The 13643-nt window shown below is 52.5% G+C and carries 8 protein-coding genes; 3 read left to right on the top strand and 5 right to left on the bottom strand.

All coding sequences use genetic code 11. The features are described from left to right. Positions 1–17: 17 nt before the first annotated feature. Together narH and ACJJI0_RS16045 are read right to left on the bottom strand one after the other, a co-directional pair. A complete protein-coding gene (narH, locus tag ACJJI0_RS16050) occupies positions 18–1565 on the bottom strand; it encodes a nitrate reductase subunit beta (protein ID WP_252084095.1) in 1548 nt (515 codons plus the stop codon). A gap of 2 nt (positions 1566–1567) precedes the next feature. Further along, entirely contained in the window at positions 1568–5320 is a 3753-nt protein-coding gene (locus ACJJI0_RS16045; RefSeq protein ID WP_444883368.1) for a nitrate reductase subunit alpha, read from the bottom strand. Positions 5321–5637: 317 nt separating this feature from the next. Here ACJJI0_RS16045 and ACJJI0_RS16040 point away from each other — a divergent pair, with 317 nt between their 5' ends. The 3 genes from ACJJI0_RS16040 to ACJJI0_RS16030 all read left to right on the top strand — a co-directional run bounded on the left by ACJJI0_RS16040 (position 5638) and on the right by ACJJI0_RS16030 (position 9050). Next, the gene (locus ACJJI0_RS16040; protein ID WP_444883367.1) at positions 5638–7488 is read left to right on the top strand and encodes a histidine kinase; all 1851 of its coding nucleotides are present in this window, start codon (positions 5638–5640) and stop codon (positions 7486–7488) included. A 389-nt stretch (positions 7489–7877) separates the two neighbouring features. Beyond that, on the top strand, positions 7878–8552 hold the full coding sequence (locus ACJJI0_RS16035) for a CHRD domain-containing protein (protein WP_444883366.1): 675 nt from the start codon (positions 7878–7880) through the stop codon (positions 8550–8552). Positions 8553–8606: 54 nt separating this feature from the next. Further along, a complete protein-coding gene (locus ACJJI0_RS16030) occupies positions 8607–9050 on the top strand; it encodes an SRPBCC family protein (RefSeq protein WP_444883365.1) in 444 nt (147 codons plus the stop codon). 243 nt (positions 9051–9293) lie between these two features. Here ACJJI0_RS16030 and ACJJI0_RS16025 read toward each other — a convergent pair whose 3' ends face one another. The 3 genes from ACJJI0_RS16025 to ACJJI0_RS16015 all read right to left on the bottom strand — a co-directional run bounded on the left by ACJJI0_RS16025 (position 9294) and on the right by ACJJI0_RS16015 (position 13202). Next, on the bottom strand, positions 9294–10694 hold the full coding sequence (locus tag ACJJI0_RS16025) for an amidase (RefSeq protein WP_444883364.1): 1401 nt from the start codon (positions 10692–10694) through the stop codon (positions 9294–9296). Positions 10695–10760: 66 nt separating this feature from the next. Next, the gene (locus tag ACJJI0_RS16020; RefSeq protein ID WP_444883363.1) at positions 10761–11645 is read right to left on the bottom strand and encodes a helix-turn-helix domain-containing protein; all 885 of its coding nucleotides are present in this window, start codon (positions 11643–11645) and stop codon (positions 10761–10763) included. A 396-nt stretch (positions 11646–12041) separates the two neighbouring features. Further along, positions 12042–13202 carry a slipin family protein gene (locus ACJJI0_RS16015; protein ID WP_444883362.1) on the bottom strand — a complete coding sequence of 387 codons (1161 nt, stop codon included), beginning with the start codon at positions 13200–13202 and terminating at the stop codon, positions 12042–12044. Between the last annotated feature and the right edge of the window lie 441 nt (positions 13203–13643).

The following is a 13643-nucleotide window of genomic DNA, read 5'->3' as shown; positions in this document are numbered from 1 at the left end:
GTACTCTCCCCTCGGCCTCAGTCGACCACTTTGGCCGGTATCACTTCGCGCACCGCATTCTGCTTGCCGCCGAAGATATTGGTGCTGTCGTTGCCAGTGCTGCAGCCGTTGCCGAAGCTGAAACCACAGGAGGACTTCATGTCGTAGGCGTTCTCGGCGTAAGCCTTGTGGCTTGAGGGCACCACGAAGCGGTCTTCGTAATTGGCCAGGGCCATATAGCGGTACATCTCTTCTACCTGGGCTACGGTCATTCCCGCCTCTTCCAGCAACTCGCGTTCCTGCACGCCGTCTACATGGATGCCGCGCATATAGGCGCGCATCACAATCATGCGTTCCAGGGCGCGGGCCACTGGCTTTTCGTCGCCGGCGGTGAGCAGGTTGGCCAGGTATTGCAGCGGGATACGCAGGGTGGAGAGATCGGGGATCTCGGCGCCGCGCCCCACGGTGACGGTTTCCACTTGCCCGGCCTGCACTGCGTTCTGGATCGGAGACAGCGGCGGCACGTACCAAACCATGGGCAAGGTGCGGTACTCCGGGTGCAGTGGCAGGGCGATCTGCCAATCGATGGCCATCTTGTACACCGGGGATTTCTGCGCGGCTTCGAGCCAAGCTTCGGGGATACCTTCGGCGCGGGCAGCTTCCTGGACTTTGGGATCGCTGGGGTCGAGGAAAATATCGCACTGGGCCTGGTAGAGGGCTTTTTCGTCTTCTACCGCAGCGGCTTCTTCGATGCGGTCGGCATCATAGAGCAGCACCCCCAGGTAGCGGATACGGCCCACGCAGGTTTCGGAACAGATAGTTGGCTGGCCCGCCTCAATACGCGGGTAACAGAAGATACACTTCTCGGATTTACCGGTTTTCCAGTTGTAGTAGATCTTCTTGTAGGGGCAGGCAGACACACACATGCGCCAGCCGCGGCATTTGTCCTGGTCGATCAGGACGATGCCGTCCTCTTCGCGCTTGTAGATGGCGCCGCTGGGGCAGGCAGAGACACAGGCCGGATTGAGACAGTGCTCGCACAGGCGTGGCAGGTACATCATAAAAGTGTTTTCGAACTCACCGTAGATATCTGCCTGGACCTGTTCGAAGTTCTTATCCTTCTTACGCTTGTCGAATTCGGTACCGAGAATTTCTTCCCAGTTGGGACCCCATTCGATCTTCTCCATACGCTCGCCACTGATCAGCGAGCGCGGACGGGCCACCGGCTGGTGTTTTTGCTCCGGCGCCTTGTGCAGGGTCTGGTAGTCGAAGTCGAACGGCTCGTAGTAGTCGTCGATTTCCGGCATATCCGGGTTGCCAAACAGGTTGGCCAGTACCCGGTGCTTGCTGCCGATCTTGGGCTGCAGCTTGCCGTTTTTCTTGCGGGTCCAGCCGCCGTTCCACTTGTCCTGGTTTTCCCACTCTTTGGGGTAGCCGACACCGGGTTTGGTCTCGACGTTGTTAAACCAGGCGTACTCGACCCCCTCGCGAGAGGTCCAGACGTTTTTACAGGTCACCGAGCAGGTGTGGCAGCCGATACATTTATCGAGGTTCAGCACCATGCCGATCTGGGCTCTAACTTTCATTGTTACACCTCCTCTCGCGTCGGCTCTTTGACGTCTTCGCCATCCAGCCAGTCGACCTTGTTCATTTTTCTCACCACCACAAACTCATCCCGGTTACAGCCCACAGTGCCGTAGTAGTTAAAGCCGTAGGACTGCTGGGCGTAGCCGCCGATCATATGGGTGGGTTTCATCACCGCGCGGGTTACGGAGTTATGGATACCGCCGCGGGTGCCGGTGGTTTCCGCTCCCGGTGTATTCACGATGCGCTCCTGGGCGTGGTACATCATGGCCATGCCGTCTGGCACTCGCTGGGACACCACCGCACGGGCGGCAATGGCGCCATTGACGTTGAAGATTTCGATCCAGTCGTTGTCTTCAATTCCCGCCAGCTTGGCGTCGTTTTCACTCATCCACACGATGGGGCCACCGCGAGACAGGGTGAGCATCAGCAGGTTGTCGGAGTAGGTACTGTGGATACCCCACTTCTGGTGCGGGGTGATCCAGTTCAGCAGGATCTCCTTGTTACCGTTGGGCTTCTGGTTCAGCACCGGCTGTACGGTTTTCAGGTTGATGGGCGGCTTGTACACACACATGGTCTCGCCGAAGTCGCGCATCCACTCGTGATCCTGGTAGAACTGCTGGCGACCGGTGATGGTGCGCCAGGGAATCAGCTCGTGCACATTGGTGTAGCCGGCGTTGTAGCTCACATGCTCATCTTCCAGGCCAGACCAGGTGGGGGAGGAGATGATCTTGCGGGGCTGCGCCACGATATCGGCGAAGCGGATCTTCTCGTCTTCCTTGGGCTTGGCCAGATGGGTGTGATCGCGACCGGTGATCTTGCCCAGCGCTTCCCAGGCCTTCACCGCCACCTGGCCGTTGGTTTCAGGGGCCAGAGACAGGATCATCTCGGCGGCATCTACGGCGCTGTCGATACGGGCGCGGCCATCGCGGGCGCTTTCATCCTTCCAGGTGCGGTTGAGCTTCTTGAGGAAGTCCACCTCGTCATCGGTATTCCAGCTGATGCCCTTACCGCCGTTGCCGAGTTTTTCAAGTAATGGGCCGATAGAGGTAAAGCGGTTGTAGGTGTTGGGGTAGTCGCGTTCCACCTCGATCATGCTCGGCGCGGTAACGCCGGGGATCAGGTCGCACTCGCCCTTCCACCAGGCCTTCACCCCAAAGGGCTGGGCGATTTCGGTGGGGGTATCGTGGTGGATTGGCAGGGTTACCAGATCCTTCTCCACCCCCAGATGGCCGTCGGTGAGTTCGGAGAATTTCTTCGCCACACCTTTGAAGATGTCCCAGTCGCTGCGCGCTTCCCAGGCCGGGTCCACCGCTTTGGTGAGCGGGTGGATAAAGGGGTGCATGTCGGAGGTATTGAGATCGTCCTTCTCATACCACGTAGCCGTTGGCAGCACGATGTCGGAATAGAGACAGGTGGTGGACATACGGAAGTCCAGTGTCACCAGCAGATCGACTTTGCCCTCACTGGGGGTATCGTGCCAGGCCACATCTTCCGGCTTCTTGCCGCCGGCTTCGCCCAGGTCCTTACCCATCAGGCCATGCTTGGTGCCGAGCAGGTGGCGCAGCATGTACTCGTGGCCTTTACCGGAGGAACCCAGCAGGTTGGAGCGCCAAATGAACATGTTACGCGGGTAGTTCTGCGGATTATCCGGGTCCTGGTTGGCGAACTTAAGCGCGCCGCGCTTGAGCTGCTGTACGGTGTAATCCTTGGCGGACATACCCGCAGCGGCGGCATCTTTGGTCAGTTGCAGCGGGTTCATACCCAGCTGCGGTGCGGAGGGCAGCCAGCCCATACGCTCGGCGCGGCTGTTGTAATCGATAATGGAAGCCTGCCACTTGCTCTTGTCGGCCAGCGGCGAAACCACTTCATCCATCTCCAACTTCTCGTAGCGCCACTGGCTGGCGTGGTTGTAGAAGAAGGAGGTGCCGTTCATATGGCGCGGCGGACGCTGCCAGTCGAGACCGAAAGCAAGCGGGGTCCAGCCGGTTTGGGGGCGCAGCTTTTCCTGCCCCACATAGTGGGCCCAGCCACCGCCGCTCTGGCCGATACAACCGCACATCATCAACATATTGATGAGGCCACGGTAGTTCATATCCATGTGGTACCAGTGGTTGAGGGCAGCGCCCACAATCACCATGGAGCGTCCACGGGTCTTGTCGGCGGTGTTGGCAAACTCACGCGCTACCTGGATAACGTTCTCGCGGCGACAGCCGGTAATCTTTTCCTGCCAGGCGGGTGTGTAGGGCTTGTCTTCGTCGTAACTGTGCGCACAGTTGGGATCGTCGAGGCCGTGTTCAACGCCGTAGTTGGCCAGGGTCAGGTCGTAGACGCTGGCAACTTTGAGCACCTCGTCGTCTTTGTTCCGCACGTACTTCACCGGCACCTTGTAGTCGATCACATCGCTGTGGTCGGTGTGCTGGAAGTAGTCGTGCTCGTGGGTCTGGCCACCGAAGTAAGGGAAGGCCACCTGGGCGATTTCATCGGCGCAGTCTTTCAGGCTGAGCTTTAGCTCTACTTCTTCGCCACTCAGGCCATCGCGCTGCTCAATGTTCCATTTTCCCTGCTCGCCCCAGCGGTAACCTACGGAGCCCTGGGGTGACACCAGCTGGCCATCATGGTTGACGGCGATAGTCTTCCACTCTGGGTTGTTGTCCTGGCCGAGGTCATCTGCCAGATCGGAGGCGCGCAGGAAGCGGCCCTGTACCAGCTTGCCCTCGCGCTCTTCCAAGGTCACCAGCATCGGCATATCGGTGGTGGTGCGCACATATTCGGTGAAGTAGGCGCTGGGCTTGTCGACGTGGAATTCTTTCAAAATCACGTGGCCAAAGGCCATCGCCAGGGCCGCATCGGTACCCTGACGCGGTGCCAGCCAGGTGTCGCCAAACTTGGAACACTCGGAATAATCGGAGGTGATTACGCAGGTCTTGGCACCCTTGTAGCGGACTTCACTGAGGAAGTGCGCATCCGGGGTACGGGTCTGAGGCACATTGGAGCCCCATACGATCAGGTAGTTGGAGTTGTACCAGTCGGCAGACTCGGGCACGTCGGTCTGCTCGCCCCAAATCTGTGGAGAGGCGGGCGGCAGGTCGCAGTACCAGTCGTAGAAACTCAGGCAGTTGCCGCCGATCAATGACAGATAGCGGGCACCTGCGGCGTAGGACACCATGGACATGGCGGGAATCGGCGAGAAGCCGGTTACCCGGTCGGGTCCGTATTTTTTGGTGGTGTAGACGTTGGCAGCGGCGATCAGCTCATTGGCTTCATCCCACTTAATCCGCACAAAGCCACCCATTCCCCGGCGTTCTTTGTAGGACTTGGCCTTGGCCGGGTCCTCGACAATGCTGGCCCAGGCATCCACTGGATCGCTGTGTCTCAACTTGGCTTCGCGCCAGAGTTTTACCAGGCGCTTGCGAATCTTCGGGTACTTGAGGCGGTTGGCCGAGTACATATACCAGGAGTAGCTGGCACCGCGCGGGCAACCGCGGGGCTCATGGTTGGGCAGGTCCGGGCGGGTGCGCGGGTAATCGGTCTGCTGGGTCTCCCAGGTGACCAGGCCGTCTTTGACGTAGATCTTCCAGCTGCAAGAGCCGGTGCAGTTCACCCCGTGGGTGGAGCGCACGATCTTGTCGAACTGCCAGCGGCGACGATAGCCGTCTTCCCAGCTGCGGTCGTCATGGGTCTTTTCCCCGTGTCCTCCGGAAAAAGGCTCTTTTTGTTTCTTCAAATATTTCAGTCGGTCCAGGAAATGGCTCATGCGGTACTCCCAGGGCATCGAAATGCGGTTAAAGCATCGGTTTAGCTGGGAATATAAAAGCGCTGTAAAAGAGGATCACCTGACCAAAAAGGGGTAGAAAAGCGCTGAGCTACCCATGAGTAGGTAAGAAAATGGCGCCAGTTGATGGTTGAGGTTGGGCGTAAGTCCCGTAATGACTTAGGCGGTATTTAAAACACAGGCAATAGGTTAAATTTTGTGCAAAACTGGCACTCTTTGGTGGTACTCACAAATTTGAGCGCTTGTAAGCGGCACAATAGAGGCTATCCAACAGCGGCCCGAGATCGAAGTGAACTGATATGTTGAATCGAATCCGACAGTCCATCGTCTATCGAATCGGCACCCTGATGCTGCTCACAGTGTTAGTCGCGCTGAGCTCCATGGTGGCCTCTTACATTATCTCTGACGCCGCGGAAAACGATGCCGCCGCAGTGAACCTGGCCGGTTCCCTGCGTGCTATGAGCTACCGGCTCGCAGCGACAGCACCCTCTGGTGATTTGGAAGCCACCGCCACACTATCGAACGAAGTGACTTCGCGCCTGAGCCGGGTATTGAGTATTTCCGACTTCAGTGCCAGCGATAACCTGCGCGCGGCGCACAACTACCGCAAGGTGATCGGCAGTTGGGAGGAAGAGATTCGACCACTGTTGGAATCCATTGCCGCCGGCCGCACCAGCATGGATTCCCTGCAGTTGGCCACCCACCTGGAACCATTTATTCACGATGTAGACACCCTGGTACTGGACTATCAAACCATCGCCGAGGAAAAGATCAGCCTGCTGCGCCTGGTACAGGTGGCTTCCCTGTTCGCCATAGTGGCGCTTGTTTACCTGTCCCTGTACATACTCCATCGCTCCGTGGAGCAACCGTTGAAGCAACTCATCAGCCGCTCAATGAGCATCGCCCAGGGGAACTTCAACCAAAATCGCCTGGAGATCGACAGCGAAGACGAGTTGGGGGTTCTGGCACGCACCATCAATTATATGAGCGACGAGATTCACGCAACCCATCGTGACCTGGCCCACCGCGTCGAACAAAAAACCGCCCAGCTACAGAAGAGCCACGAGGCACTGGATTTCCAATACCGACTGGCACGGCGTATTAGCGAGGGGCCCCTGGCCGGATCCGAGCTGGGGCAATGGCTTGGCGAGTTCGCCAATGTCGCCGACTTGAACAACCTGGATCTGTGCCTGATGACACCCGAAGGCGAAGCCCCCTACGAACATCTGGTACAGGGGTTTGGCAACAGCCAGTGCAGCGGCAGTGACTGTCGGGTTTGCGTGAGCACCTGCGGTCCCTCCGATGAGGGAGAGTTCCGCGTGTACCGCTTCCCCCTGGAAGTGGATAAGCGCAATTACGGCGTACTGATGTGCACTCTGCCCAGAGGCAACAGCCTCGATGAGGAACAGCAACAGCGCCTGGCCACCTTTGCCGACAGCGTCACCGCCGCCATTGCCATCAACGAGCGCGAGGCCCAAGAGCGCCGCGTCGCCCTTCTGGATGAGCGCGCGATCATCGCGCGGGAACTGCACGACTCCCTGGCCCAATCGCTGTCCTACCTGAAAATCCAAGTCACTAGGCTCAATCGCGCCAATCGCAGCGAGCAGGTGGATAAGTCCAAGGTGAAGGAGATTATTACCGAGCTAAAAGAGGGGTTGGACTCCTCCTATCGCCAGCTGCGCGAACTGCTCACCACCTTCAGGCTGCAGATAGGCCCTGGCGGCCTACGCAATATCCTCGAGCAATCCATCCTCGCCTATCGCGAGCAGCACCCGCAGATCACTATTTTGCTCGACTATCACCTCAATGAAGTGCCGCTCACTCCCCACGAGGAAATCCATCTGCTGCAGCTGGTACGCGAAGCTACCCAGAATGCCGTATACCACTCTCAGGGCGATATGGTGCAAATCAGCATGATTCAGGCTAATAACCAATCGCTCAATGTGCGCATCCGCGACAACGGTGTGGGTATCAGCAACGCACCGGAAAAACGCAACCACTTCGGTATGTCAATCATGCAGGAGCGTGCCAGTAATCTGAATGGAAAATTGAATATTCAGCGGCGTACGCAGGGGGGCACAGAGGTACAATTTAACTTTATTCCCCTTTATGCCCGAGAGCGCGAATTAGTTTGGAAGGATGCGGGGTGATAGCGCCCCATCCTCGATAGCAGAGTCACTGGGTACGGATGAGCAATCGTTGTATCCAGTGTTTTAAATTTAGCGAAAATGCCTGTTAATAATTTTTTTCGATAACCCCAATTTTTTCCGGCTGTATCCTCCCTATACCCATCGCTTCATGTGAAGCCGGATATCCCGTTTCCACGAATTCCTTTATTCCCCAAGATACCCAGTAAAAAATACTGTCTCCAAAATTGGCCCTAAGCGGCCAGAACCAAGCACATATGCTACAAGTAGTTATCGCCAGCCATCCATGATCTACACCATTCTTCATAGTGAATATGAGCGCTATTAAGCGTCTGGCATTAAATTTCTCGTATAGGTAATAACAAAATCGACTCAATATGGAGGAGAGGTTTATGAAACTCAGTTCATTACCCAAAATCGCTTATTTAATAATGGTGATGTTTTTACTGGCCTATTCCACTTTCACCACTGCAGATAACCACAATAAAAAAGAAAAAGACTCACCAACTGCCAAACATGGATCTGGCGAGAAAGCCTGGTCCGATGCCGGAGATGACAAGCGGTTTACCATTTTTAAGGCCGACCTGACCACCGCTAACGAAAATATGCTCGGTAAAAAGGTAAATCCACAAACCCCTAAAGATGCGGGTGGCTTCTTTATTGGCGCCTACAACAACCAGACACATATGCTGAGTTTTATGGTTGGCTACAGCGATCTCTCACCCGGTGGGGTAGCGATGTCGCATTTCCATATGCAATGCGCTGGCGATGGCAAAGAGCCGCCTATCTGCAAGCCCGGTAAAGCGAGCGGTCCGATTATCCAAACTATCTGTGGAATGCCGACAAACCCCGGCATGGTTCCCGATTGGCCCAAGACCAAAACCGATAAGGATAAACACGGACTGGAAAAGAAATGCTCCGAGGGCACCAGTGGATTTATTATGGGTAAATGGATGGTGGAAGAGCCTTATCGAAAAGCGCTAATGGATGGAAAGGTCTTTATTAATATGCACAGCAAACTAGACCCCAAGGGTGAAATCTCTGGATTGCTAATGAAAGGTAAATAGCATTCTTGACAATGCCTTCCAGACCCAGCTTCGATGACCCTATGGAGAACGGTGATGTCCAACTACACTACATCATTTTTTAGCCCAAGCTCCCGGGAAGATGCTTACAAGGCGGTAACCGAAAAAATGTCCCAGTGGTGGACACCGGTAAGCGCACCCTTCCTAAAGGTGGGCGACATCGCCAAAACTGGTTTTAAAGGTCAGTCTTACTGGGTCTTTCGCGCCAAAGTATTGAAGCCCGAGAAATTGATTGAGCTTGAATGTACTGAATCCAATATGGTTTCCGATAACGTAGATGACCCCGAGGAGTGGAAAGGCAGTACTCTGCGTTTCGAATTTTCTGAGGAGAATACGGGAACTCTAATTACATTTACCCATATTGGTCTATCTCCAGAAATGAAATGTTGGGATATGTGTAAAAGTGGCTGGGATTATTACCTGCAGGAAAGTCTTCAGGATTACCTCAAAGATGGGGCCGGCAAGCCAAACAGCTACTAGCGATATAGACGGCCCTCTAAGGACAGATTTCACAAAAAAATCTGGTGAATTCTGCCGTTACCGTTGCAATAGAATATTAACTTAGGGCAATGAATGCCTAAAGATGTAGGGCATCTCAATGCCCTTTTACCTACTGTTGGCACATATTTTTTCAATTTTTACCGACTACCTCTCGCCACTAACCCTCATCCTCTTACCACAAATTGATAGCAACACCGATTAACTGACACAAAGAAACCACTATTAGCCATTCATAAACATGGGACACTGGTGTGGTTTCAGAATGTTATGTAAGCGTTTCGCAGTTTCGATAAGCTCTTTCTCTTGGCCTTTAAGGCCGATCAGCTGTGCTCCGATCGGAAGCCCGTTTCCATCAAATCCTATTGGTAAGGTCACAACTGGATGACCCGTCAGTGAAATCGGCGTTGTAAAGGCTGCCATCGCATCAAAATAATTTACCGGTTGCTCATTGATGTACATAGGGAGGGCGTAATCACGCACACCATTGCGATCGCTGGTTGGTGCCATATGCTTAAACACCGAAGTCGCCGTAACGGGCAACACCCATACACTGTTATCAGCCAAAAAGGCATCAATAGCACCAGACAATATCTTTTTTTCGTCAATTGCATTGCTAAGGCGGCTTTTATTGTGACGATAACCAAGCATGACATTCGCGATAAATTCTGGTGAACGGCGCGCACTTGCACGCCCAAGAATGCTGGAAAGAAAACGTACAGGCGCCGACATTAAAGCGCTTGTTTCAAACCCCATAATTTCACCAAATGCGCGACGTGCCCGTTTAAAATCGAAATCTTTTGGTTGAGCCTGTACTACGTGAACCCCAGATTCTTCCCATACGTTTTTCGCATTTTCAAAACATTTAACGATGCTCTTACAAACTTCAATACCGCCGCTATCGACACTCCAGTTGACCTTTGGCATTTTAAATTCTTTCTGCCCAACGTCTGGCTGGTTATTCATATGTGTCCATACCAGGTCCAAGTCATCGCAAGTTCTGGCAATCGGCCCTATTCGAGCAAAATGCTTCAGCGGTGCAGCCTGGTTTGGCATAGTCCCATCAATGGGAATGGCATCCTCGCTCGGCAGAAGACTAAACACACCACAAAATGAGGCAGGGATACGCAAAGACCCACTCAAGTCTGTACCAATATCGACAAAGCTCATCCCCGCTGCTATCGCAGCTGCACCGCCACCACTACTCCCGCCCGGTGTGTATTCTAAATTCCAAGGGTTGTTAGTGGTGCCAAATAGAGTATTACTGCACTGAAAGTCCATCGAGAGGGGCGGGAGATTCGTTTTACCCATAACCTGAGCACCAGCATTCAGCAGTCGTTCCACGGCAGATGCGGTTTGGGTAGGGTGGAATCCCTTGTAACGCTCCGACCCGAATGTGCAGGCCATCCCGCGATAGTAAATTTGATCTTTCAGGGTGATGGGCAAACCCGCCAACGGACGCATATTACTTGTAGGCTGGTTTTCATTAAGTGTTACAACGGCATTGATCATCGGGTTGAGGCGCTGTATACGTTCTAGCTGGTGGTGTATTACCTCTTTGGCCTGGATATCGCCTGCCGATAAGGCTGCACAAATCTGGGTGGCTGGGTATTGATGAAGTTGCATGGCTTAATCCCGAACAATTTTGTTCCGGACGAATTTAGCAAGTAAAGTGGAAACCTGCTGTTCCTATCATGCTTTTCTGAGTGGAATATAAATACGAGTGAGTTGTTTTGCTGGGTCGATGTAGTTCGGTGTTCCCGAATAAGCTTCGAACGGAAATTCATCACGCAGCCTATACGCTGTCTGAGCAAGCCAGTTGCGATAAATCTGGTTCCAAGTTTGGTAGAGGAATTTGTAATCCCCCCAGTGTTCAAAGACCGCCCATGTTCCAGCGTCGAACATGTGCCAATTATAGCTTTTGTTGTTGTTCGGGCGTTCTGAGTAGGCTCCACCGTACCAAACTGTAACGGTATCATCATTGAGCATCTGGGGGGTGTTAGGAAAACAGCTCATCAAGAATTGATCCGGCGGCACTGTCTCTTTCAGTAGCGCTAAAAAATATGCACCAATATCCAAATCACTCTTGTGGAAAAATTGGCCTTCATAGGTTCCTCTCGACTGCTGAAACCGGAAATAGAATGGTCGTAGAGTGACGATCTCGACTGGCTCAATCACCTGGCGCGGCGGCTGATTGATCAAATACGGGCGGCCCTGTTGCACCCCTGTTTCCGCGGCTTCGGGAGAATTGCGAAAAGCAGAGGGGCTTATTCCGAACTGTTTTTTGAATGCCCGAGAAAAAGCGCTATGGGTTTGAAAACCGCAATTTATTGCAAGCTGCAGTAAGTTGATGTTTGGAGTGTTGGTGAGTTCCAATGCTGCGGTCTCCAGACGGCGCACCGCAATATAGCGATTCACAGGTTCTCCCATATAGGCAAAAAACAATCGTTGAAAATGAAAAGGCGACAGATGAACATGATTAGCAATATCGGTAATTTTCAAATTTCTATGAAGGTTTTCCTCAATTAACTGCGCTGCTTGAGTTACTTTATTTCTATTTTTATCTAACCTCTTCATCGGATTATTTTAGTTACCCTTGAACCGATTTCTCATGAAAAATCTACAGCCAATATTTATATCTTCATCCAGCTTCTTTTTCTGCACCTATACACATTAACGTCGGTAAAAAATTCTTTTTGGCAATAACAAACTGAGGAATTTTTTATTGTAGGTGCAGCGTTTAAAGCATAATTTGCTTACACCACTGGTCTACAATAGCGGTGACAATACGATTTGAAAGGCCAGGCTTTTACGGCCTGCACGAATAGTTTTAATAAGAATCGGCATTCCCAGGCACAAGGACAAAGTAAGGGAGGTCCGCAAAATCTGTCTGCGGCCCTTCCCCTGAGCACCGTCTATCTTAGTCACTGCCTAAGTCCTTAAAACTCAAAGCTTACTCGGTGGCTTGCTACCTTAAGCTGTTGGACGCAGTTTCACCAGATCATTAAGAACGCCTTCTAGGCCGCCATAAACTGAAATTTTATCGATGCGTGTACTGACTTTTTCTAAGGATTCCAATTCTTTTAGACGCAGTAATGTAGGATTGTTATCCATCATCTTGGCAGTGTTATGCAGGGAGCGCATAGCCTGGGTCTCTTCACGACGCTTTATTAAATTCGCTTCAGACTCCTTCTGAGCTTCCACTACCTGATTAAGAATCATCTTCATGTCGCCCGGTAAGATAATATCTTTCACTCCGACACTGACAATTTCGATACCGTAATGCGCTAGTTTTTTATGGATCCCCGTTGCAATAACAATATTCAGCCGATCTTTATCTGCTAATAAGCTATCCAGAGTCTGGGTACCCACCGCTTCACGCAAACTTAGTTGTAATTCACGATAAATATGGTTTTTATAATCACTGAGCTTCAATGCCACCCGCTGTGGATCTGTAATCTTGAAACTGCCACTTAAGTTGATACGCAGGCTAACTCTATCTTTGGTTAGAATTTCCTGGCCACTCACTTCAATAGTTTGCAGGCGCATATCTATCAATTTCACTGCGATAGAGCGATTGTATTTCCAAAACCCATAGCGACCCGGCTGCAGCGCTTTCTCCAACTTTCCATTGACAACTAAAAGACCCACATGCTCATCGGGAACTTCGTTATAGCTTACCGCCTGAGCAGCGATGCGTATTTGGCTTGCGCAGGCACCGCGACCGAGAAGCCCCAGTACATTGTCATCAATGGTGTATTCCCTGGAAATATCCACAATACCTACACGAACGGTTTCCCCTCCTTTCCATACGGCCCGGTATGAACCAGGGGGAAGGATATCTACCAGGTTACCATCCCGATAGAAAAGTCCGACTTGCTGATCAGACAATTCGTAGGACTGCAAATATTCACCTAACACTTCGCTATAAGTATTCAGTAGGAATTTTGCTTTAATCGCATCAAAAACCACCTCAGTAATATCATAGGTCTCCACCCGTACATCACCTGAGAGCAGCCAAATACGGTGACGCCCTGGTGGCAGCACCCTTTCAAATCGGCTGCGGCGAAACAGCAGTGCTCGCTCGTTATCAGCCACATTGACAATCTTCCATATTTTAAAGAGAGACTTCATTTCTCCGATCTCTTATCATTTTATTCCTTTAGGGTGGGGCCCACTCGATCTCAGAGTGGCCCAACGCTTATACACAGAGGGTGCAAAATACAGCGGTTCTGCAAAGTTCTTCTTGCACCCATCCTGGGTAACGAAGCCAACATCCTTGGCCAAAATAGAATCAATGCAAATGCTGTAATCCACACGCACAGCGTAAACCCACGCAAGGCGACACTGCCGCCGGCGTGCCTTTATGGCTAGCTATTGCTGCAATTCCCAATAACCGAAACCATAAGGCACTGTAGGCCCCGGATAGATTTCAACAAAGAAGGCTTCTTTGTGGGGACTCGAACCCCAGGCTCTCGCCTTCCCTTAAAGTCGCTTTCCAGGCGACATGACTTTGACAGGAATCGAACCTGTAACAAACCGATTTAACGGTTGCTCTACCAATTGAGCGACAAA

The organism is Microbulbifer mixtoriginis (SeqCode) (assembly GCF_052466695.1).
This window is presented reverse-complemented; position numbering and strand designations above follow the sequence as displayed.